At 39.0% G+C, this 22,478-nt stretch carries 20 protein-coding genes; 12 read left to right on the forward strand and 8 right to left on the reverse strand.

Annotated elements, in window-relative coordinates:
- Positions 1 to 279 precede the first annotated feature (279 nt).
- The 6 genes from ACN9MT_RS15910 to ACN9MT_RS15935 all read left to right on the forward strand — a co-directional run bounded on the left by ACN9MT_RS15910 (position 280) and on the right by ACN9MT_RS15935 (position 6,898).
- Positions 280 to 1,767, forward strand: a complete 1,488-nt coding sequence (locus ACN9MT_RS15910) for a glycosyltransferase (protein WP_426273763.1) — start codon at positions 280 to 282, stop codon at positions 1,765 to 1,767.
- 57 nt (positions 1,768 to 1,824) lie between these two features.
- Positions 1,825 to 2,691, forward strand: a complete 867-nt coding sequence (gene galU, locus ACN9MT_RS15915; protein WP_214729629.1) for a UTP--glucose-1-phosphate uridylyltransferase GalU — start codon at positions 1,825 to 1,827, stop codon at positions 2,689 to 2,691.
- A gap of 62 nt (positions 2,692 to 2,753) precedes the next feature.
- Positions 2,754 to 4,778 (forward strand): acyltransferase family protein, encoded by a 2,025-nt coding sequence (locus ACN9MT_RS15920; protein WP_426273765.1) that lies wholly within the window; start codon positions 2,754 to 2,756, stop codon positions 4,776 to 4,778.
- Positions 4,779 to 5,015: 237 nt separating this feature from the next.
- Entirely contained in the window at positions 5,016 to 5,405 is a 390-nt protein-coding gene (gene tagD, locus ACN9MT_RS15925; protein WP_047392339.1) for a glycerol-3-phosphate cytidylyltransferase, read from the forward strand.
- Between the two features lie 52 nt (positions 5,406 to 5,457).
- Entirely contained in the window at positions 5,458 to 6,591 is a 1,134-nt protein-coding gene (locus ACN9MT_RS15930) for a CDP-glycerol glycerophosphotransferase family protein (RefSeq protein ID WP_426273768.1), read from the forward strand.
- 37 nt (positions 6,592 to 6,628) lie between these two features.
- Entirely contained in the window at positions 6,629 to 6,898 is a 270-nt protein-coding gene (locus ACN9MT_RS15935) for a hypothetical protein (protein WP_426273770.1), read from the forward strand.
- A gap of 182 nt (positions 6,899 to 7,080) precedes the next feature.
- Here the strand turns inward: ACN9MT_RS15935 and ACN9MT_RS15940 are convergent, their stop codons facing one another.
- From ACN9MT_RS15940 to ACN9MT_RS15965, 6 genes are all read right to left on the reverse strand, one after another.
- Complete coding sequence (locus ACN9MT_RS15940; RefSeq protein ID WP_426273772.1) at positions 7,081 to 10,605, reverse strand: CDP-glycerol glycerophosphotransferase family protein; 3,525 nt, start codon at positions 10,603 to 10,605, stop codon at positions 7,081 to 7,083.
- Between the two features lie 191 nt (positions 10,606 to 10,796).
- Positions 10,797 to 12,701 (reverse strand): N-6 DNA methylase, encoded by a 1,905-nt coding sequence (locus tag ACN9MT_RS15945; protein WP_426273774.1) that lies wholly within the window; start codon positions 12,699 to 12,701, stop codon positions 10,797 to 10,799.
- Between the two features lie 71 nt (positions 12,702 to 12,772).
- Entirely contained in the window at positions 12,773 to 13,396 is a 624-nt protein-coding gene (locus ACN9MT_RS15950) for a hypothetical protein (RefSeq protein WP_426273776.1), read from the reverse strand.
- 95 nt (positions 13,397 to 13,491) lie between these two features.
- Positions 13,492 to 15,063 (reverse strand): glycosyltransferase, encoded by a 1,572-nt coding sequence (locus ACN9MT_RS15955; RefSeq protein WP_426273777.1) that lies wholly within the window; start codon positions 15,061 to 15,063, stop codon positions 13,492 to 13,494.
- Positions 15,064 to 15,639: 576 nt separating this feature from the next.
- Positions 15,640 to 15,879 carry a hypothetical protein gene (locus ACN9MT_RS15960; protein ID WP_426273779.1) on the reverse strand — a complete coding sequence of 80 codons (240 nt, stop codon included), beginning with the start codon at positions 15,877 to 15,879 and terminating at the stop codon, positions 15,640 to 15,642.
- A 98-nt stretch (positions 15,880 to 15,977) separates the two neighbouring features.
- Complete coding sequence (locus tag ACN9MT_RS15965) at positions 15,978 to 16,625, reverse strand: homing endonuclease associated repeat-containing protein (RefSeq protein ID WP_426273780.1); 648 nt, start codon at positions 16,623 to 16,625, stop codon at positions 15,978 to 15,980.
- An 815-nt stretch (positions 16,626 to 17,440) separates the two neighbouring features.
- On the opposite strand from ACN9MT_RS15965, the gene ACN9MT_RS15970 reads away from it, so the two are divergent.
- From ACN9MT_RS15970 to ACN9MT_RS15985, 4 genes are all read left to right on the forward strand, one after another.
- Positions 17,441 to 18,448 (forward strand): hypothetical protein, encoded by a 1,008-nt coding sequence (locus ACN9MT_RS15970; RefSeq protein WP_426273782.1) that lies wholly within the window; start codon positions 17,441 to 17,443, stop codon positions 18,446 to 18,448.
- 305 nt (positions 18,449 to 18,753) lie between these two features.
- A complete protein-coding gene (locus ACN9MT_RS15975; protein ID WP_426273784.1) occupies positions 18,754 to 19,089 on the forward strand; it encodes a helix-turn-helix domain-containing protein in 336 nt (111 codons plus the stop codon).
- Positions 19,086 to 19,829: an ImmA/IrrE family metallo-endopeptidase gene (locus ACN9MT_RS15980; RefSeq protein WP_426273786.1), complete on the forward strand. Its 744-nt coding sequence runs from the start codon at positions 19,086 to 19,088 to the stop codon at positions 19,827 to 19,829. The genes ACN9MT_RS15975 and ACN9MT_RS15980 overlap by 4 nt, the downstream gene beginning before the upstream one ends.
- On the forward strand, positions 19,822 to 20,436 hold the full coding sequence (locus ACN9MT_RS15985) for a PIN domain-containing protein (RefSeq protein WP_426273788.1): 615 nt from the start codon (positions 19,822 to 19,824) through the stop codon (positions 20,434 to 20,436). Before ACN9MT_RS15980 ends, ACN9MT_RS15985 begins: the two co-directional genes overlap by 8 nt.
- Before the next feature lie 464 nt (positions 20,437 to 20,900).
- Here ACN9MT_RS15985 and ACN9MT_RS15990 read toward each other — a convergent pair whose 3' ends face one another.
- Both ACN9MT_RS15990 and ACN9MT_RS15995 read right to left on the reverse strand, forming a co-directional pair.
- Positions 20,901 to 21,062, reverse strand: coding sequence for a DUF6290 family protein (locus ACN9MT_RS15990; RefSeq protein WP_426273790.1), 162 nt, complete (start codon positions 21,060 to 21,062; stop codon positions 20,901 to 20,903).
- A gap of 126 nt (positions 21,063 to 21,188) precedes the next feature.
- The gene (locus ACN9MT_RS15995; protein WP_047392391.1) at positions 21,189 to 21,476 is read right to left on the reverse strand and encodes a hypothetical protein; all 288 of its coding nucleotides are present in this window, start codon (positions 21,474 to 21,476) and stop codon (positions 21,189 to 21,191) included.
- A 112-nt stretch (positions 21,477 to 21,588) separates the two neighbouring features.
- Between ACN9MT_RS15995 and ACN9MT_RS16000 the strand changes: the two genes are divergently transcribed.
- Positions 21,589 to 21,915 carry a hypothetical protein gene (locus tag ACN9MT_RS16000; RefSeq protein WP_426273792.1) on the forward strand — a complete coding sequence of 109 codons (327 nt, stop codon included), beginning with the start codon at positions 21,589 to 21,591 and terminating at the stop codon, positions 21,913 to 21,915.
- Positions 21,912 to 22,376 (forward strand): polymorphic toxin type 44 domain-containing protein, encoded by a 465-nt coding sequence (locus tag ACN9MT_RS16005; protein ID WP_426273794.1) that lies wholly within the window; start codon positions 21,912 to 21,914, stop codon positions 22,374 to 22,376. The genes ACN9MT_RS16000 and ACN9MT_RS16005 overlap by 4 nt, the downstream gene beginning before the upstream one ends.
- Positions 22,377 to 22,478 lie beyond the last annotated feature (102 nt).

The following is a 22,478-nucleotide window of genomic DNA, read 5'->3' on the forward strand; positions in this document are numbered from 1 at the left end:
ACTCGTATAAGGTCTTTTATATGATTCAGTTAAGACATGTAAAACAATTATAATTTCATCCTTACACTATTCAAGCAAAAGTATAAATGAGTGTTTTTGGCTTGCTCTTATACATTAAAAAAAGAATGAATAAAAGAATAGGACAAAAAGTCGGTAAAGTAATTGACTTGATTATAAAAATGCACACATAATTAACAGTTATCGTTTTTGTATAAAGTGATAGGTCGAGTGCAGAAACGAATATAGATACGTAGATACAGAGAGTAAGGAGAAAAGAGAATGCTATACACCATCACATCAACGTTACCTCCAAAACATGGGGGAAGAACGAAAGCTCTTTTAAGTCGGATTGCCTTAATTGAAAATGAATTAAATGAATACTCTACTATTGTCACGACCAACTACAATGCCAATTATCCGACCGTTTACGACCAGTTTCGTAAAGACGGTAAGGCTGGTTCACAATTGAAGTTCGAAAATTTGTATGATTGGTTATCTGGATATCAACTATTTAAGATTCCGACTAGTCGATTTCTAAATAAAGCGATTAAGGTGACAACGGATCGTTCAATGCCAGGATTAAAAAGTCTTGAAAAAGGTGATATCGTTCGCTATTACGATCAAGACAGCTATGTTTTATATCGAAAATATCAGCCAAATACAAATATTTTAGAGATGGAAGACTTCATGAGTGAGGTTTCTCGTAAGAAAACAGAACGCTGGGAATACAATGCTTATGGAGAATTACATCGGAAAATTATTTACTCGCCAACTCATCACGGAAAACTCGTTGAAGAATTTTATGATACTGCTGGTTCAATTTACTGTAGAAAATTCTACAGCGATGAGGTTAAACCAAATCTTATCTTGATCAATTTGTATCGAGATGGTCGTATGATGAAATCATTTAAAAAAGAGAAAGAACTCTTTGCATATTACTTCAATCATTTATTTAAAGATGAGGACATTGTGTTCGTCGATGCGCGATTGTTGGATCGTCCAATTTTAGATGTTACTGCAGATATCAAGCGAGTATTTGTTCTTCACAATTCACACTTAGATGGTGAAGAGTTAAAACCTTCTTATAAAAGTGCATTGCTAGAATCTGAAAAAATTACACGATACCTTGTGCTTACGCAACATCAGAAAGAAGATATTTTAGCACAATTCGATATCCCTGAAGAAAAGATGGCAGTCGTTCCTCATTTCATACAGCCAGAATCAAATCCAGCATCTGTTTCTATCAAAGATCAGTTTTGCTTCATTGGACGTTTTGGATTACAAAAACAAATGGATCACTTACTCAAAAGCTATGCCCTATTCAAAGAGTCAGGGCATGAAACAAAGTTAGTTTTATATGGCATGGACGAACAAGGACAGTTGGCGATGATGGTAAAGTTAATTGATGAATTAGGCATCCGAGAGAGTGTCGAAATTCATAGCTATACAGAAAACCCAAGTCAAGTATTCCGTGAATCCAAAGCTTCGCTTTTAACGAGTGAGTTTGAAGGATTTGGTCTGACTGTTATGGAGAGTATCAACGTCGGGTGTCCGGTCATTTCATATGATGTAAAGTATGGTCCACGTGAGGTCATTCGCCATGGTGAAAATGGCTATCTCGTCCCAGCAAATGATATTGAGGCGTTTGCTCAAGCGATGGTTCACTGTGTAGAACATCCACTTCAAGATGTCCAGACACAAGAAACGTTGTTCAAGTCGACAGCGGTTCAAAATTATGACCAGTTAATCAAAGAATTAAAAAAATAATCGATCATCATTCAGACTAGTTTAGAGTGAGAGACAGAGTATTTCGAGGAGATTACCATGAAAAAGATTACTAAAGCAATCATCCCAGCAGCAGGACTCGGTACACGCTTTCTTCCAGCTACGAAAGCCATGCCAAAAGAAATGTTACCCATCATCGACAAACCAACGATTCAATACATTGTCGAGGAAGCAGCACGAGCGGGAATTGAAGATATCATCATTGTCACTGGAAAGCACAAACGCGCAATTGAAGATCATTTTGACAATCAAGGTGAATTAGAGGCTACTCTAGAAAAAACGAATAAGCTTGAACTACTGGAGAAGGTTCGCTTTTCGACAAACTTAGCAAATATCTTTTATGTGCGACAAAAAGAGCAAAAAGGATTAGGACACGCTATCTTAACCGCTAAGCAGTTTATCGGTGACGAACCATTTGCTGTGCTACTTGGTGATGATATTGTTGATTCGGAAGTCCCGGCGATTCAGCAACTGATGAAAGTCTATGAGCAGACGGAAAAATCGGTTATTGGTGTTCAAGAGGTAAAAGCAGAAGATACATCGCGCTACGGCATTATTGATCCGAAAAAACAAGAAGGTAGACTTTACGATGTGAACAAATTCGTCGAGAAACCTGCTCCAGGAACGGCACCTTCAAATCTTGCCATTATGGGTAGATATGTGCTCACACCAGATATTTTTGCTTATTTGCAAAACCAAGAAGAAGGTGCAGGAGGAGAAATTCAACTGACAGATGCGATTGAACGATTGAATGCTGATAATCAAGTATATGCTTACGACTTTGAAGGTAATCGTTATGATGTTGGTGAAAAACTAGGGTTTGTTAAAACGACGATTGAATATGCGTTGAAAGATGCAGAAATGCAAACAGAACTCAAAGCGTTCATTAAAGGATTAAATCTATAAAAATGAATTTGTAAGTGAAGGGTCATAGGGGAACTCTTCATTCATTTCAGGGGGAACACTACATGAACGAACGTAACTTAAAAGAGTCGGGGCTGCAGAAGCGCATTGATATTGAAAGTAAATTTAGACCAGAGATTGAAGGGTTACGTGTCGTAGCAGCACTTCTCGTTGCGATTTACCATATTTGGTTTAACCGCGTCTCAGGAGGCGTTGATGTTTTCTTCGTCATCTCCGGATTCTTAATTACAACATCAATCATTTCGACAATCAATCGAACGGGTGAATTTAAGTTTCTTCCGTATGTGACGAAATTGCTTAAGCGTTTGTTACCTTCCGTATTATTTATACTGGCGGTCGTATTAATCTTAAGCATCTTCCTTTTACCAGAGTCCATTCTTGGAAAAACGATACGAGAAGTCGTCGCGTCGATGTTCTTCTATCAGAACTGGCAATTAGCAATCTCGAGTACCGATTATTTGGATGCTACTCAAATGAAGTCTCCAGTCGAGCATTTTTGGGCTTTATCGATTCAAGGACAATTCTATTTGATTTGGTTCGTATTGTTTTCCTTCATCTTATGGATGATGAACAAATATCAGATCAAGTCAATTAAAACCGTGATCAATATGATCTTGGGCGTTTTATTTGTTACGTCATTGTCGTATTCGATTTATCTGACTGAGGTAAATCAACCATGGGCGTATTTCATTACGATGACGCGTGTGTGGGAATTTGCGTTAGGTAGTTTACTGTGTATCAATCTCTCAGCAATCCGTGTTCCGAAATGGATTGCAGTGATCATTGGTTGGCTAGGACTTGTTGGTTTAATTGCAACGGGTATTCTCTTCAACGTGTCACAAATGTTTCCAGGATACATCGCACTGTGGCCGATGACGTGTGCTTTATTTATCGTTCTTTCAGGAACGCAGGATACGCGTTTCAGTCTGAAGCGTTTTCTTGGCTCCAAACCGATGGTTAAGCTAGGAGGCATCGCTTTCGGTATTTATTTATGGCATTGGGTGCTGCTTGAATTTTATCGCTATAATGTACAACAAACACCAGGTCTTTTGATGGGTACGCTTATTATCCTATCTTCTATTGGCTTATCCTATTTAATGACGGAGTGGATTGAAAAACCGATTCGAACAGCTACGATAAATCGAATTGCCTTTAAAAAACTAGGGGCGATGATGGGAATAAATATTCTCTTGATTGGTTCATTACTGGGCATGTCATACATGCAGGAGCAAGAATTGAAGAAGCAAGTGAGTAGTGATCGCTATCCAGGGGCTATGGCGATCGAGAACGTATTAAATGTTCCGAAAGAAGACCCGTTTCCTTCATACGCGAATGTCTTCAACGATTTACCGCTTGTTCATACAGATGGCAGTAACCAAGGTCTGAAAGAGACCGATGTCAAAGTTGGTGAATACGGGAAAAAGAAAGACTATAAAGCAACCATCGCGCTTGTCGGTAGCTCACATTCGGAGCAATGGTTTGGTGCCTTGCATGAAGCCGTCAAAGGAACAGATATCCGACTCATCAACTTAACACGATCGGGAACACGCTTTTCGACGGGATATGAACCAGACTCACTAAAAGGAACTTGGAATCAGAATGTCCTCGACTATTTAAAAGATGCTGATGTTGATTTGATTATTTCTCACGTCACGGCAGCGGATGCTTCAAAAAATCGGATTCATCAACAAATGATTGATCAAATGCAATTTGTGAAAGATGAGTACGGAATCGACGGCTTGGCATTACGTGATAATCCACGGTATGACTTTAACGTTCTCGAAGCTCTTGAAACTTCCAGCATTGAGGACACAACGAAAAAAATGAATGATCAAGATAATCAAACGGATGAAGCGTTTTGGAAAAACTTCGAAAAAACGAATAAATCACTCTATAAAATGGATTTAACACGCTATTTCCACGTGGAGGGTGAATATCGTCCAGTTATCGGGAATGTAGTCATTTATCGCGATAATAGTCATATGACAAACACGTATGCGAAAAGTTTCGGACCTCTATTTAAAGAAAAGATTAATGAAGTCTTAAGTGAAAAATTAGGTAAGAAGTAAGAAGTGGATAAATGATTAGGAGCTGTAGTAAATCCTTCGGGAGGCGCTAGAGCTCTTTTTCTTTCAAAGGAATACTTAAAATGAGTGAGAGCTGGGTATAGAAATTAATAGTAATTGTAAATGAAATATGAGATTCGTAAACAGATTGTATATTTCATACAATATTATTGATTTATAGTAAGACATAGAGAGACTCACAGATAAAAGAAGACGAGTCAACCAAAGGAGAGAATGAATATGAAAAAAGTCATTACTTATGGTACGTTTGATTTATTGCACTGGGGACACATTAATATTTTAAGAAGAGCAAAAGAAATGGGCGATTATTTGGTAGTTGCGATTTCTACGGATGAATTCAATCGATTAAAACATAAAGAAGCATATCATAACTATGAAAACCGAAAGATGATTTTGGAAGCAATCCGATATGTAGATGAAGTCATTCCAGAAAATGAGTGGGAACAAAAAATTCAAGACGTTCAAAACCATGGTATTGATCTATTCGTTATGGGCGATGACTGGGAAGGAGAGTTTGATTTCCTAAAAGATTATTGTGAGGTCGTATACTTAAGGAGAACAGAAGGAATCTCGACTAGTCAGATAAAGAATGAATTAAGTGAGAACTGAACGGAGTGGTCAGGAATGAAGTATACAGGATTAATCCTATCCGATTTACTACATGCGTGAGCTGTTAATTACTAGTTATCTTTTTGTATTTCGATGTTTCTATGTTTTGTTTTCTACATTACCGCTACAAGACACAACCGTCTTTTGGGTCACGTATGGCGATAATGTAAAGCCTATAAGTGATCAATTGAAGAGAACGCGTCGTGAACACAAGCATGTCCTGATTTATGATCAGAAATACGTAAAGGATGTCGAAGCTTGGCAGGTGGAACGATCCGTACAGTATAGCGTTACTCAATGCATCATACTTGCGTATTACTTAGCCACATCAAAATATGTCTTCCTAGACAATTATGTATCTGAACTGGGTGTTTCTAAAGTTAGAAGAGGAGCAAAGCGAGTACAATTGTGGCATGCTGCAGGTACCTTAAAAGAGTTTGCACTAATGACTCCTCAAACGTATGCATCAACTCGATCAACGATTAAGCGTTTTAAAAATACCTATTTAAATTATGGTGATTTTATTGTTCCAGGAGAAGGTAGTGCGGAATCGTTTGGACGTGCTATGTCATTGCCAAGAGAAAGGTTTATCGCGTTAGGTATGCCTCGAACGGATTACTGGTTCCAAAACAATGAGGGATTAAAAGAGCAATTGAAACGAACGCTCGATGTTAAGGAAGAGCGTGTCGTGCTATATGCGCCGACATATCGAGAGTATGAGTGGGATGTCACTGATACACTAAAGCAAATGCAGCAGCTCGATGGGTTAGGCTGGAAGGTACTGATTAAATTACATCCTACTGTTCAGCAAAATTTATCCTTAGATGAAGTTTCAGGTATAACGATTGTAGATGATACCTATACAATTAACGATTACCTATTGATCACGGATGTTTTGATTACAGATTACTCGTCCATTCCATATGAGAGTTGCTTGCTCGCGATTCCTACTTTTTTGTATACGCCGGACTATGAACGATATGATGAAACTCAAGGTGTCATTCCAAATTATCCTGTTCTTTTGCCGATTACGTATTCTTCATCGTTTGAAGATGTATTAGACTGGATAAAGTCTGACGAACGTTTGACGGAAAGCAAAGAAGCAATGCATGTCTTTCAAAATATATGGTATGAGGAGAAGCCGGGACATGCAGTGGAGCGTATCATTCGACATTACTATGTATAATCGTTAGTATATGAATTTGTGAGAAAGAGGTGGGTATATGATTGGTTTGGTACGCCCTTTAAGTCACGATACCGACTGTCAAAAACAAGTCACACTCATTAATAAGCATTATCAACTTATGATTCTTCGTTGCGAAGGAAAAGAGAACAATAAAGCATCCTTGAACGAAATGATTCAAATGCTAGTTCCGGAAGAAGAACTTATCGTTGCAACGGTCGAAGTTTTTGGAGATTCGAACGAGGAAATAAAACATAATCTCAAGCTTCTTCACGATCGGAGCATACATATTACTTGCCTATCTGATTAATATAAATTAATAACTTATCAGTAGTGCAGCAACAATCTTTTAAGACTAAAATTAAAGCTCTCATTTCAATTTTGAAATGAGAGCTTTAATTTTAGTACGTAATTATAATTTTAAAGCACCAAGTATATTCTCCACAGCAGAAATAGTCGTTGATTCAAATGATCGTACACTTCCGCTAAAGCCTACTTTGAATAACTTCCATCTGGTTGTTCGATTAACTCAATTGCCTGAGCACGCATCGTTTGATCCGTTTTGAAGTACGCGTCGACGACACGGGAAGCGGCGAAACCATCCTCCATCGGACCATATGTCGCACGGAATGCATCAAGTTGCGCTTGATACATTTTCGTCAGACGCGAAATGTCTGATAAGGCGTGAAGCAAAGCCTCTTCCGTCTCTAAGATCGGTCCTGGAAGATCGTTGTAGTAGTCGAGGTAGAACCCGCGCAGCGTATCGCGGTAGAGATCAAGGTCATACGCATAGAACATCATCGGACGATTCATGTTCGCGAAATCGAAGAAGACGGAAGAATAGTCCGTGATCAGCAGATCGGTGATCAAATACAGTTCTTGAATATCCGGATAGGCCGTCACGTCGAGGAATTGTTCCCGGTGCTGTGCTGGAATCTTCGGCTTTTTCGTGACGAGCACGTGCGTCCGAATCAAGAAGACATACTCATCGCCTAACGCTTCTGCGACCCGGTCGAAATCAAACGGATAGTCGAAGTAGAACTTCCCTTTACCGAGCGACTGATGGTCACGGAAAGTCGGTGCATACAAGATGACTTTCTTGTCTTCCGGCAGTTGAAGCTGCGTCCGGATCCGTTCGATTGTCGCCGCATTATTCGCCGTAAAGAAGAGATCGTTTCGCGGATAACCAGACTCGACGACCGGTCCCCCGTACTGGAACGCACTTCTAAAGATGTTCGTCGCATAGGGACTCGGAGACAAGAGGACGCTCCATTGCTTGATCGCGTTCGTTACACGCTCGACATAGCCTTCGTCCCGTCCATGGATCTCGTCTAAGTCGAACAACATCTTCTTCAAAGGTGTGCCGTGCCACGTCTGGATGTAGGTCGTCTCTTTCCGCCGCGTCATGTAGTGCGGGAAGTTCTGATTGTTGACCCAAAACTTCGCCGTCGCCATGTAATAGAAGTAGGCAGGAGATAAGCGTTTGACGACTTTTGCGTTCGGATCACCGAGATAAAGCTTCTTGTTATAGATCCAGACGACTTTATAGCCGAGTGCTTGTTTCTTCAGTTCCTCATAAATGTAACGCGGACTGTCCGCGTAATGTTTACCGAGCCCACTCTCGAAGACAACGAGTTTCGGGTCGACCGGCAAGACGCGTTGCATGAGTCGGTATCCAGCCTTCATCGTCGGGAAGTAGAACCGGCTTCGGCGATAGACCTTAAAGAGGATGTTCGCTGCCTCGTTCGTCTGAATCTTTTCAAAGAGGCTCGTCTGTTTCGTATAGTTCATGATCGTTTGATAGACCTGATCAGAGTAAGTCGTATCCGTTTTCGTCAAGAAGACGTCAGCGCGTCGTTTGTATTCGTCCGCCATCTCAAAATTACGGCGTGCCGTCGCGTCAAGATCGTCGAACAGGTCATCAATCGTTTTTGAGATTCGACCCGGTAATTCGTTCTCGAGATCGAGATATGAACCGAGTGGACCGATGAAGCGTTTCGGGTCGAATTGGAGATAGTGAACCGGTCGTTTCAAGAAACTGAAGTCAAAGGCAACACTCGAGTAGTCAGTGACGAGCAAGAGGCTCTCTTTTAACAACCCTTGGACGTCACGTTCGCCTTGGTGGATGACCGTGATCGGTAAGTTCTCGAAATGACTCGAGTATTGCTGCATGTTTGGATGCAGGCAAAGAACGATCTCGAGACGATGTTGTTTCGCATACGCATGCAAACGATCACTCGATAGGAACGCTTGGTACTGCTGATAGTATTCTGATTCGAAGAACTGGAGTGGCGTCTGTAACCACGACCGCCACGTCGGAATGACGAGCATCTGACGTTTGACCGGGACGTCATTTTTCAAGAGTGCATCAAAGCGAGACAAGCCAGTAATTTTGACCTCGCGCTCAGCGTATCCCATATCTTGTGTGACGAGTCGCTTTTCCCGCTCCGAGCTGACAAGGAACAAATCCGTGTCGAAGGCAGCAGCAAATTTCCCGTATTGATTGTTCATGTTCTTCGTTCCGAGAACTCCGTGTTGGATGAAGACACGATCTGCCCGCATCTTGCGTTTGAACGGCTCCGAGCGAAGCGGATACAAGTATTCCGCGTGGTGTGTCCCGATGACCTTCTTTGCCATCAAAGAGTGATAGATGTGTTCCTTCGATTTGATCGGCAAGACGTTTCCGAGCGGAGCGACTTGCGCATATTCGTTCGACGCCGGATCGATGACGTAATAGACCGGTCGCTCCGGATAGGTCTCGCGCATGTATTTGAAGAAGTGGTAACCATTGTCCTGCGCTTTATATGGACGTTCTCCGACGAGCCACGTGTTCTTCTCGGCAAACAGCCGGTAGAGCGGGGCAAACGTCATCAGATGATTCAGATAGGCGTAATTTTCATTCGTGAACTCGGTCATCTCAAATGATAGATTCCGGTGACCGACCGTGTAGTACGGAATGATATGCATCGTCGACGTCTCATCTTTCCCTAACGCTTCCGGTGTCAGCTGACGCGTGATATAACGGGCACGACCGAGACGGTGTAATTTCGGTTTCGATCGGTGATAGAAATCGAGCGTGATGAAAGCATCATAAACCCCTTCTTGCAATTGGGCTGCTTGATGGAGGTGCGACCAGTGAATCTTCGCCGTGTAATGATAGCGATACAATCCGAATTTTTTCGCACTTGCCTCGTTTTGGTACAACCAATCGATTGGGACAGGGACTTGATCGCCACTCTCTCGGTGAACAAGGAGCAACCGTCCCGTCTTGATGAACGCATGACGCATAAAGGCTTTTCCGCTGATGACCGTCGTCGCCTTCGTCTCATTATGGACCGCATCGATTTGAATCTTCGGCTTCATCTGCGGTTCTTTATTCAGCAATAGACGCAGATTGCCTTTTAAATCCGTATACAACTGGACGAATTCGTTGAACGTCTCATCCATCAACGGCGCGAGAGGCGCAGGAATCTGTGTATCAAGAAAGCGCCCCAACAGAATTTCGCGGGTGAAGACGGTCGCGTCGAGCGTAGCATGGCTCGGCAACCCGTCGGATTCCCATTTCTGTAATTGCTCCGGTGTGAGATGTTCGACTTTTTTTGTGAATGTAAGCCAAAGCGAAAAACGACCGACCGGATAGAGCGTGTCTTGATCGGCTTCGACGGACTCGATTTCAGCAAGACCGTCCTCTTCGACCGTCGGAACGTCCGCCTCTTCTTGCATCTGAGCAACATGCTGACTCAATTGAGACACGATTGAATGCGACAGCTGAAAGGTGAAGCGATGATCGTCCAGTTGGTTCGGCACTTCTAGGACCATCTCCTGCAATCGATCGCGAACGCGTAAGGACGTGATCGTCAGCAATGGATCGTTCAATTGACCGGATAGCGTATAGTCTGTCGGCGAAGATTGAATCTGTAACGACTCTTTTAATGCCGATCGTTTAAGTGTCTTTTGTTTTTTCGGAAGTACGGAATGTCCAAATTGGAGCACCCGGAGAGCAGATTTAAACAGCATGGAATCAAGGAACCTCCTACAAAATAAGTACTAATGAAAACGTTATCCTTACATTATATTTTATCATACTCACAGATTGAAGACGGCGCTTTCATGAATTTGTAGTTTGTTTTTATCTTTTTGTCATATGTTCCATGAAAAGCTTTACTATTCATTTACTATCTCTAGCTTTATATTATCTCTAATACTTACTACCTTTTTGAAAAAGCTGTACTAATATGAATATCATCATAAAATTGTTGCCGTGCTTGTCGTAGCGTTTGTTTAGCTGATTCCATTTGCCTGTAGTACATTTCTAATGCTCCGTAATAGTTTTTACTGTACACATGCTGTAAGGAAAGAGGGAGAACAGGACAAATAACGTTCTGCAACAACTTAGGTAATAAAATAGTCGTCGTGTTAGTGGACAGTGCCCGATACAAATAATACTGACCGATAGGACTCTCTAAGTAGAACTTCAAAAAATATGGGGATAGACTGTTTTGATTTGGTCTGAAACCAATGAAATTCTGAGAGAGAATCAGTGTCTGATCGTGTGGAGGAACAACTGCAATTCGTGTCGGTAGTCCACGTGCATTAATAATCACATCGCCTTCTTGAAGGATATAGCGTTCGATGCTACGCTGATGGATTTCAATCGATTTTAACTCGTCTAGGTGCAAGCGATCATCATATACATCCTTCAATTGAATCAAGCGGTAAGAGGTCATGTCTGGGGAGGTTTCGACTGCATTTTTAGAAGTTGTATTCAGTCCAGAGAAAACTTTTCCTAATTGATTCAGTGTTATGAAATCCTTGCTCTCTAGTTTTGTAAAATTAAGTTGATATTCATCCTTATCAATTTGAATAGACTCGTTTTTTAGGTAAGTACTAGGAATCAGATTTCCTGATTGAATATCAGATTTTGGAACCAGTCGTGCAAAGGAGGTGTGTTTTTCTGGATGAATCGTAATCTCCATCATTTTATTTAAATCCCGTTCTAAATCCTCTGTCTTTGCATACGTAAGTTGAATCCAGTTCGTCGCGTCTATAAACTGAATTTTATCTTTTCGTGACGTGTCCTTCTGTTTGTCAATCACTACAATACTAACGGGATCACTAAAGCCATGCATGATATAAGCAGGAAACGTGATAACTGTGTCAACGAGATCCATTTCGATTAACTGCTCCCGGATCAACCGTTCTTTCCCATCCCGATATAAAGCACCGTTCGGTACTAATAAGACAGCCCGCCCAGTTGACTTGAGCGTAGCGATGGAATGCTGGATAAAGGCGAAGTCCAAGTGTTTCCGAGGCAATTCTCCGTAAGGAAATCGGTCCCACTCATCTTGTGCTAAGATACTAGCTGTATACTCCATCATGCGCAAGTTAGCTGGTGGGGTTGTAAGAATACGATCAAATTGCTGTAGTTGGTTTCGTTCTTGATAAGCCGGATGTAACAGGACGTCACTTTGCTTGAATGATATGGCAGATGTATGTGAAGTATAAAAAAAGAGACTAAGCTTTCCGATGGCCCAGATTTTCGGATGTATTTCTTCACCATAAATCGAAACAGTAGAAAGTCCTTGATCTAAAACGGATCGTAAATTTCCGGCAAAACCTGCTGTCCCGTCATATACTGAGGCGCCTGGAAGGACTTGAAGTAACCGTGTCATTAAGCGACGCAAAAAAAGTGGCGTACTATGATCTAATAAGCTATTACCGGGTTGATGCACTTCATATTGAAATAAGGATTCAACGATTGTCGGAAAATACGATAGAGACATTTGTGAGGTACGTTCTACGAGTTCGTTCAGTGTTTCTGGATTGAGAAGGTGCCAGTCAATCTCTAACGCTGTATAGAGCTCTTCCGGTAAAGATGTTTCTAATCTCATTTGCTTAAAGACTTGCGTTAACGTATCAGCTTGATCGAGCGCTACAACGTTTAATACTCTAGATAAATTTACTTTTGATTGAGGGTGTTGCAACGTGTGGTATTGAATACTGAATAATGACAAGGTATAAGCGATAATATCTTCTGGCTCAAAATAGCGCCTCAATCGAGAGTGGAAAAACTCAATCTCTGTCAATAACAGTTCTTCATGAGATCGTGGCATAGAATGTGACCTCCATTTCTAAACAAGTATTCGTTTTAATATAGTCTTACTAGAACGTCAGAATTTATTTATTACTCTCTATTAGTGCGCCACTCCATTAGCGCAATAGAAGCGGCTTCCCAGCTTTTAAAGTGGACAAAGATGGAGGTGAGGGAGGGAGCACGTTTTCCTTTTGACCACAAAGTATAGGTATTGCTATTAAACGTCTCAGGCGATTTTTCGTATACCGTATTTAAGGCTGTTAGATACTCTTCGTGGGTAAATTGTTTTGTTGATATCAATCCATGATGTTGAACGGCTTGTTTCCAACTACCGTATTGATAATTGATTGTGCTAGGACTGATCATCTCAGGATGATGTTGACGAAGTTCTTTATACTCTCGAATCGAAATATACTTTCCCCTTTGTTCTTCATAAAAAGAAAAACTTTGTTCGGCGGACCAAATAGAGCGAGTTCGGTTGGTATAAGGACGTCTTGTCTGATTCGTTAAATTATCTTTCACTGGAAGATTCGCCGCCTGTAATAAAGCATCCCAAGAGCCAAATACTTGTTCAATTTGCGTTAATGAAGGAAATGAGAGTTGTGCTGCAATCTCCTTATATCGATTGGCATCCATGGGTTGTTGACGTAGTTGATATATTCCTTGAATGAGCTCAATTAAACGTTGTCGCTGATCACCAAAATCGTCCGACATAATGAATCGCTCCTTCCCCTAAGGCTGATACTATTTTCTTTAAAGTACATGATGTGATACTAAAAGCCTCCTCAACACGAGGAGGCTTTTAGTTCTCAATCTAATTCATTTAATAATTTAATCCATTTTTCTGTGAAAACTTCATCCGAGAAACGAGGAACAGATTGAAGGGCTAGTTCGCCCATACGTCTCCGTAAATCTGGATAGTTCATTAACTGGATTGCAGCTGTTGCGAACGCTTTTGTATCGCCAGGAGGAATAATATATCCGGTCTTTCCGTTCTCAATAATTTCACTTGGTCCATAACAAATATCATATGAAATGACAGGAACACCGTATCCCATACTCTCAAGGATTGCCATACCAAAGCCTTCTGACCGAGACGTAAAGATCGTCGCGACTGCGCCTCGATAAGCTTCTTGAATATTTGTAATGAATCCTTTGAAATGAACATGTTTTGTTAAAGAGAGCTCCTTGATTAAGGCATGCAACTCTTTTTCAAGTTGATCGCTGTAACCAAAACCATAAAAATCAAGATAAGCATTCGGATTATGATCAACGATGTGACGCAACACTCGAATACTTTCGGCAACGTCTTTCTTCACTTGAATGCGAGAGACGACGATAAAGCGATTCGGATTTGGTTCAGGTAGAACAGAGTAATTGGTTTCTGGTATCATTCCAACTCCGTGAGCAATGGCATGGAATGTGTCTGCATGATCAAATGCATCGGTCATATGTTGTTGCTGGCGAATCGTTGCAGTGATGACTTTATCCCATTCATCAATTCTTCCGAAAAGCGTATCCCAAACACCACTCACAGCAGCCGTTTCATTGAATGGTGGAACGAAATGATTACTATGTCCGAAAGCGATTTTTTTAATGTTTGGATGCTTAATATCAAGGATAGTAGCATCTAAATTTTTCTTTGGCAAGTTGGATAAACGATCCCGATATTCTGAAGAAATTAAAACGGACTCGTGAGCGGATAAGATTTTGTTCAATACAAAAGTATTGAATTGTGCAGGGTCATTAAATTGTTTCTGTTGACCCGCTTCAAAATAGAATAGATGGCTCCAGTCCGCTGAATTCATTTTATGCCAAATCGCTAGATAACAAGTCCCGTCGCTATGGAAAAACGATCGAGATATGGGCTTATTCGATGTAATTGAAAAATGAATAGTTTGTGCTAGTTGTCCATTTTCCAAATATTCCTCCCGTCGTAAACGATGTCGATTATCCGAAAAGTAGTCGATAAATGACAACTGGTCATTTTTATCAAATCGTGCATATCGAATGTAGGATCCGTTATCAAAGATGCGATAAGAATCCTTTTCGACACGACTGCTATCTAGAAACAACGTATAACGTTTCTCCCATCTTGAAAGTAAAGCTGTTTTTGAGGAGACCATTGATACTTTTTCCGAACTTCGATTCGCCAGAAAATTGATCACGTTGACGACTTTAATTCGTGGATCGAGGAGTTTGGCTTCTACCATCTCTTGATGAATGGTGTCCAAAGTAGGTTGAATTCCAAGTGTGACGAAAGTAATATTTCGCTCCGGTTCTGCTTGAATAATAGCGTTGGCTCTCTTAATAACTGCTTTTGATAAACCACCTCGCTGAGGCGCTAAAGTATTGAGGGTGAAAAAAAGATCACGTTTCATGATGTTTCTCCTTTGTAACGCTTCCATTTTTTTAGTTGATTGAATAAAAAATTGCTTCAAGTAATAGCAATCGTGGACTGTTTCTGTTCGGATATTAGTACTACCTCTCACTCAGCTATGTATAAAAGAGAAGTACCACGTTTAGGAAATGACACAATATTTAATATATCATATTCAAATATGGAGAGATGACGTAAAGACAAAAAGCATGCGGAATTTCCGCATGCTTTTTGGGTTAGACGAAAAAACGAACATCTTTTAAATTTCTATAGCTTGTTCATTTAATAAAGTGGATTGATTGGATATCATTTAATCAATTTGACCGTTTTTAGAAACAGAATGAGAGTATGAGAATAGATTGACTTCCTTACGACACGTCCAGGACGGGTAATTTGAGATTATTAAACCGTACCTCAAGAAACGCTTAATAGGTAAAATAAGCAATTAAACGCGAAGCTACTCGTGTTTCTTATAAAGTTTGTGTATTAGAAAGGCAAAAGACCAATTAAAAAGACTCTCGAATGAAACAAGAGTCTTCAGTATCATAATGATAAATTCATATAAGGTAATTCTTCATTACACTTCAATAGTGTCTACGATACCTTCAGGGTACTCACATAATTCTCCTTCAAGCATCCATTGGTGATGACAGTTTGGACAGGCTACCTCAGATGAAAAATCGTAATGTGTCTCAAGCCCCAATCGCCGTTCTTCATAAGAAGTGCTATGTAAATCATAAATAAGAATTTCTTCTTTAAACTTTTCTCGACAACGAGGACATTTAAATTTCGTATAATGGCTAATCACGTTCTCCACTATAATCAACTCCTAAAAAGAGAATAAATATAGTATAATGGTAACGCTTACAAAAATAAATGCTCAGAATTTAAATAATAAATAAAGGTTCAAAATTTTTAGCGATTCTTTAACAGATTTAAAGCACTGTTCCATGATCCAAACCGTGTAATCAAAGTTGTGAGTGAAGGGTGGTCAGGGTGCTCTTTGAGCCATTTCACGTACATGGTACTACTAATATAAAAAACCGTAGTGTTCATATCGAGAATAGCTCTTTCGACTGCTAGCAAACAATCATCATCTGTAAAAGAACGAGCTGACGTATAGCCATGCAATTGCAAAGCATTCTTCCAAGTACCATAGTGATAAAGTATCGAATTTACACTTAGCATCTTAGGATTATGTTTTCGTACTGCAGTGTAGTCTTTGATAGTGAAGCGATTTCCACACGTATTTGAACAGAGCTTTAAGCTGTCCTCTACGCTTAAATTTTTAAGCTTTTGTTTTTTGATAGTAACATTATCTAGATTTGGCAGTGACATCAAACTGCTTGGTGTCACAATTTCAGCTTCTAGTAACAGGTTACTCCAAGATCCGAATAAAGAATTAATTTGAGACAGAGGAGGATAAGGTAGCGTACTAGCAAGCTTATCGTAGTGAGAAGCTTTCATTATTCCATTGTGTATAAGGTGTAACCCTTTTACTAGGTTGATGACTTGCTTTTTATTTTCAATGATTGCATTAGACGATTTTGGGTGACGATTCAAAAAATCAACTCCTGATGTTTGACGAGCTTTTTTGTTAATATGGAAATAAAAAACGGTTGATTACAATTCTATCAATTTTTAATCGCTTAAAAAAGCAGATATATCTATTTTATTTTAAAAATTATCTGAAGATGGAAAAAATTAAACTTGTTAGGTGTATAATTGACTTATATTCAATCAATGTAATTGTAATTTTTTAAGCTAATGACTACTGTTACCGAAGGATGAGGAAGTGTAAAAATGTTTTATGGATTTAGTATGTTTATGACCTTTCTTATTCCGGTTTTTTTACTTGTAATTTGTTTATTAGCTGACCGGAAACCTAAATAAAAGATACAGTGAAAATGTCTACACTCTATTTGAGAAAGAGGGTTTGTTTTATGCCTCATACTCATAAGCAAGGCAAAAATAGTAATATTATGATGCGAATCTTAAATGGGGAATTAATAAAATTTTCAATTATAATCGCGATATTAACGATTCTGTATTTTATTCTTACTACTTAATCCTGATAAAGCATCATTTCCTAATTTCAAGATATAAACTGGCAAATGCAAAGCAAAAGCTCATCCAATTCATTTTGGATGAGCTTTCTTATCAACATATGGCAGTTGATTAGTGTTCACACTTAATTACTAATAACAAAGTTTATTTATAAAATACTTGCTGAAGCATCAAGCCAATCCAAGAGTTATGTTTTTTTAATAAAAATAACTTAATTAAACTTTTCGCATAAAATAATTATGGAATTTAGATTATTCTTTTTGTAAAGTAAAACAGTGTCTAAATCAACATATAATAAAAGGTGGATTAAAATGTTAAAGAACAAAAAAATCATTTCCGCTGCATTAGTAGCAAGTCTTTCACTAAGTGCAATTCCTGTATTTGCGCAGTCTGGTTATTTTAATACATATACAGTGTACGAACCAATGAACAGTTCAAATTATAATACCTCCATGCAAGGAATGACAGTAGACCGTTACAACAATAACATTTTTACAGCCAAGTTCAATGCTACAAGCGAAACGACGCAACTTTTATTGACTAAATTGAGTAGTACGGAAAGTAATCGAACGACGAAGTTGCTGAAAAATTCAACAACCGGATCGACGAGTTTTGACTTAGGGCACGCGAATGACTTAGCAGTTGTAGCAAATGCGGGAGACATTACAGTAGATCTGTACGTAGCGCCAATGGAAGATGGTATTAAGTATGCAAACAAAATCATTAAACTTGCGGTGAATACATCAACTGGAACATATAATGTAAATAAAAGTTATGTTTTGAACTATGCTGGTGAGAATTTATCGATTAGCGGTATTACGTATTCAGTCGGCTATAAAAAGTTTATTGTTAAGTCTGGGAAGCGCTTCTTTATTGGAACGTTCAATGATGCTACAGGAAAGTTTGATTATGAAGCAACATTTAAATTAAATCATACTCGTGCTGTAGTGGATGGTAGTACATTAGATACTACAGACTACATCCAGCAAGGGATTTCATATTATGAAGGCAATTTGTATGTTCCTATGGCAAAGCCTGATGCAAATGGGAATGCCTCAAATGTAAGTGTCGTCACTACTTATCCATTAAATATTTCTGAAACAATAGACGAGCAAAAAAATACAACATCAGAACCATTTTCAAAAATACTGTATACAAATAATGACTTGTCTTTTCGAGTCACGAGCAGTGCGTACAGTCTTTTTGAAATAGAAGCTGTTGATTTTGATAATGGAATAATGTATTTCAATACTAACCGTAGCGATGGGACTCAGCAGGATATGATTGCTACATTTAATGACTTTAACACCTCTAAATAACTAGTGTGTAAACATTAGAAGTCTTTAAATTTTGAATGATGTTTACTAAAAAGTCCTGATAGGAGTTGGAATTTAAAATTCAACTTTTATCGGGATTTTATGTTTGAGCGTAGGAAAAACAATAAAAGCAATATTAGAAAATCTGTATTCAAAAAATGAATAAAAGCACCCTCTATATTTAACTTAACTGATATTGTGCCATTTACAATATTTCAATCACACGATGGAAATAATTATTCATTAACTGTTATCTTTGTAGTCGACTACAAAAAATGTTATATTTATTGATGAAGGAAGGTGCTAGTATGAGTTCAAATCAAATCCTCATTCAGAACATTAAATCTTGGTTAGAAGATCATCAAAAGTCGCATCAATGGTTAGCACAAGAGATTGGTGTCAGTAAGGCAATGATTGGACACATGTTGAACGAAAGTCGTGTCATCCAACCACAACGTATTGTCGATATCGCCAATGCACTCGGAGTAACTGTAAAGGATTTAACGTCAGATACTTCTATGAAAGAAGAGCGTATGACAATCGAGTTACGCGGTACGCTATCGAATCGACACTCTAAAATGGAATTAGAGCGTCTGAAATTTGCTGTAGAGGATTATATCGGACTTAAAGGAAGTCGGTTATGAAGCCATCGATCAAGATCATCGAAGAAATTGCTGAATCGTTTGCGGCTAGTTTTTTAGAAAAGGTGGTTGATAGCCCCATCTTTATTGGTGCCTACATTGAGCAGGTGTTGGCTCAGGAGGCGAATCTCATTTTCCAATACGTCGAAGACGATGCGTATTTCGGTGTTGCAATCAGACACATGTCAGGGGAGGAGTTTATTGCTTTAAACTCCTATCAATCATTGCGTATGCGCTATTTCACTGCAGCTCATGAACTTTGGCACTTGTCTGAAATGAGCAAGTATCAAGTTAACGGTTTTGATCATGAGCGGGCTGCTGATCGATTTGCAGCAGCGCTCATGCTCCCTAAAGGTACAACGAAAGAGGTATGGGAAAAACTCAAAGCATCGTATGAGACAAAGCTTTCGATCATTCATCTCGCTGACATCGCTCAAGTACCTTATGTTTCAGTCGTTCGGCGCCTACGAGAGCTCGGATATCGTTTCTCTGACTTAAGTGAACGAGAGGAAGAATGGGTAAAAGAACGGAGCCGATTAGGTGTTTCCCCAAGTCCGCTCGATCAACGACAGCGGTTCGAATCGTTTTCCGCTTATGAGAACGAGGTTGTCAGAGCGGTGGAAGAAAAACGTGTGACGCGCCTAAGTGCAGCGAACAAACTTTCTGTCTATCAACCTATGCTAGCAAAAGAGTTGCAAGAAGAGATGATGCAGGCGTTACAAGAGGATTCATCGAATGATTAAGGAACCCGTATTCATTGATGCAAATATCATCATCCATGCAGCAAGTTTTCGGCAAGCTGATGTTTTTGATTGGTTGAATCGTTTGTATGGACGTATCCTTATTCATGTTGAAGTATTAGAGGAACTAAAAATTTCTTCAGTGAGAGAAAAAGTGGATGTACTGATAGCGGAAGGTAGATGGACTCTATTTGATCCGGAATCTGAAGTATCGATTGAGAATGATGCACTGTATGAGCTCTACCTTGTATACTTAGAAGAAGTGCGAGTGGCATTTGAACAACTCGACGTGAAGAAGATACGAGAAGGACGTCCTCTTAAACATACCAGCGATCTAGGAGAGATTCATAGTCTTGCAGCAGCTCGCCTACTTAGTGCTGATTTGATTTGTAGTGATGATGCGGATATACGTGAGGTAATCACAGATGCTGATCTTCGTGTCATTAACTGCAGCAACAAAGAAGTATTCATCCGTCAGCATACACTGATTGATTTTTGTATGAATTTAAAGAGACACGATATCGTGAAACGGAGTGCGATTCGAAAGTTTTTCAAGTTTATTCGTCCTCGAGATCTAAATCGATTTGATGAACACATGGATAGAATATAAAGCGAGAGGCAATCAAAGGAGAAGATGTATACGTTTCGATGTCGAAATGGGTACATCTTCTCCTTTGGTTTTTATATGAATACTGCGAAGAAGTGTACATGGATAAAGAGATACGTTTCAAGACATACAGTTAAAATGATATCTACAGCAATAAAAAAGTTGAATACATAAATAGATATCAGAAATGTATACCTAACGTTTTTTTAAAAGCAGCATGAAATGCTCATACGCTTACTCGTGTAAGAGCGTCCCATCGTCCCATGTTGCTTTATTCATAAAAGTAGCAGGTTGATATCGAATTTCCAGAGTGAAAATTAAAATGTTCCTCATAAGATGATGGTAATCAACAATGGAACAGTAGCACGAGTAGACACTAATTCATCTAGACATCATAAAGCATTTGGAGAAATTTATTTTTTTGAGAGATGATTGAATCATAATTTTAAACTTCACCATGTATACAGTCATTCTAAGTCAAGTTTAATCATCATTTCGTCCTCGATGCGTTCGATGACGGCGTCTCGCACAAGAGCGAAAATTGTCATGTTTTTTGCTTGCGCATATTCTTTAGTGAGGTTTATCTCCTTATCATTTAGCTGAATAGCAATCATATTCATCAGTTCCATTATCTTTCATTAGAGCAGTAACGTCCATCACTTGTTATGCCTTCCGTCGCATCATCTTGGAAGAGGTCTTCTGCGCGATGAAACGGACCAACTTAACTGTGCTTTTTCATTAAAGATTAGTATGTTTTATGAGAATGGTAATGCAATTAATGTAATGATTAAAGTAATAATCATAAAAGTAAGATTAATTAAGAGATTAATTGTAAGCCCAATTTTTTGTTTTATAGTTGTTTTAAACATTGCTACTAAAGAAAGCAAAACAAAAAATGCGCTTAGAAAAATTGAAAACATAACAGGGTTTATTGAAAAATTGTCTAAAAAGAATGAATGAAAATCTTTGTTGAAAAATGAGTTGTAGATAAAGAAAAATACCAAGATTGTTGCTAGATATAAAGTAAAAATACTTTTTTTCATTTCTGTCCTCCTCTTACAAATATTTAAAAATAGATATAATCCTTTTGTAAAAAACGGTATTTCTATTAATAATTTTATCCTATAGCATATACCAATGAAAGGGGAGCTTAAATTGAAAAAAAGTATTTTAATATCGTCTTTAGCTTTATTAGCTATTACAGTAAGTCCGTATTCAAGTGTTAAAGCTGAAGAAGCAGAATCTGCTGAGGGAACGGTAAATGCTTACGGTGTAGTAAATCCGGGAGGGAACGTGACTTCTTCATTCTCATCAATCATGTTAAAAAATGCCGCAAGAGCTTATCAATATAAGATTGCAGATATAACTTTTCCTGTAGGAACGGGTCGTTTTTTTGCTAGCAAAGTAAAGAGTAGAGGACCATGGGATTACAAGCATGCTTATGGAACGACCGAAAGATATGTTTCGGTGGTCGTACAATGAAAGGCGAAGATTTAGGGAATATGCATTATGGTTATGTAGGGAAATTTGCAGGATTCACTACTACTCAATTGAAAACTGCTGCAGGTGTTGTACAAATCTATAATGAAACTGCCAAAGTTAAATGGTACAAATCATATTTTGATGATCCTAATGATCAGATAAGTATAATTAGAGGAATCAATTACTATAATAATAAAAATTTACCTACAAAATCCTCTAGTTCAAGTATGCAAGTTCAAGCATTCATGGCTAAAAGAAATGACTCTAATTCGATGAAACTTATATCCCTTAATAATATTGAAGAAAATAGTGGGACATCAGAAGAGTCTGCATTCCCAAACGGAATGACTGAAAGTCAATTTTTAGGTCAGTTATCGTTAAAGGAAAGAACAAGTATCATAAAAGAAGCTAAAGAAACGGCTGAAGAAATTTTAGACGACCAGCTTACGATTCTGAATTAGAAGATCTCGGAATAAAAGATTAATAGCTGCCTTTGAAGCAAAAGAGCGAATACCTAGATAGCCTCTTCTCAGATTGTAGATAACCCCTAATTTTGTGATTGA

It is taken from the genome of Exiguobacterium sp. R-17 (assembly GCF_049913315.1).
GTDB lineage: Bacteria > Bacillota > Bacilli > Exiguobacteriales > Exiguobacteriaceae > Exiguobacterium_A.

Bases quoted from the DNA above. Each gene is read 5' to 3' on its own strand.
- ACN9MT_RS15910 (WP_426273763.1), top strand. From the start codon at position 280: ATGCTATACACCATCACATCAACGTTACCTCCAAAACATGGGGGAAGA.
- galU (WP_214729629.1), top strand. From the start codon at position 1,825: ATGAAAAAGATTACTAAAGCAATCATCCCAGCAGCAGGACTCGGTACA.
- ACN9MT_RS15920 (WP_426273765.1), top strand. From the start codon at position 2,754: ATGAACGAACGTAACTTAAAAGAGTCGGGGCTGCAGAAGCGCATTGAT.
- tagD (WP_047392339.1), top strand. From the start codon at position 5,016: ATGAAAAAAGTCATTACTTATGGTACGTTTGATTTATTGCACTGGGGA.
- ACN9MT_RS15930 (WP_426273768.1), top strand. From the start codon at position 5,458: ATGCGTGAGCTGTTAATTACTAGTTATCTTTTTGTATTTCGATGTTTC.
- ACN9MT_RS15935 (WP_426273770.1), top strand. From the start codon at position 6,629: ATGATTGGTTTGGTACGCCCTTTAAGTCACGATACCGACTGTCAAAAA.
- ACN9MT_RS15940 (WP_426273772.1), bottom strand. From the start codon at position 10,605: ATGCTGTTTAAATCTGCTCTCCGGGTGCTCCAATTTGGACATTCCGTA.
- ACN9MT_RS15945 (WP_426273774.1), bottom strand. From the start codon at position 12,701: ATGCCACGATCTCATGAAGAACTGTTATTGACAGAGATTGAGTTTTTC.
- ACN9MT_RS15950 (WP_426273776.1), bottom strand. From the start codon at position 13,396: ATGTCGGACGATTTTGGTGATCAGCGACAACGTTTAATTGAGCTCATT.
- ACN9MT_RS15955 (WP_426273777.1), bottom strand. From the start codon at position 15,063: ATGAAACGTGATCTTTTTTTCACCCTCAATACTTTAGCGCCTCAGCGA.
- ACN9MT_RS15970 (WP_426273782.1), top strand. From the start codon at position 17,441: ATGTTAAAGAACAAAAAAATCATTTCCGCTGCATTAGTAGCAAGTCTT.
- ACN9MT_RS15975 (WP_426273784.1), top strand. From the start codon at position 18,754: ATGAGTTCAAATCAAATCCTCATTCAGAACATTAAATCTTGGTTAGAA.
- ACN9MT_RS15980 (WP_426273786.1), top strand. From the start codon at position 19,086: ATGAAGCCATCGATCAAGATCATCGAAGAAATTGCTGAATCGTTTGCG.
- ACN9MT_RS15985 (WP_426273788.1), top strand. From the start codon at position 19,822: ATGATTAAGGAACCCGTATTCATTGATGCAAATATCATCATCCATGCA.
- ACN9MT_RS15990 (WP_426273790.1), bottom strand. From the start codon at position 21,062: ATGGAACTGATGAATATGATTGCTATTCAGCTAAATGATAAGGAGATA.
- ACN9MT_RS15995 (WP_047392391.1), bottom strand. From the start codon at position 21,476: ATGAAAAAAAGTATTTTTACTTTATATCTAGCAACAATCTTGGTATTT.
- ACN9MT_RS16005 (WP_426273794.1), top strand. From the start codon at position 21,912: ATGAAAGGCGAAGATTTAGGGAATATGCATTATGGTTATGTAGGGAAA.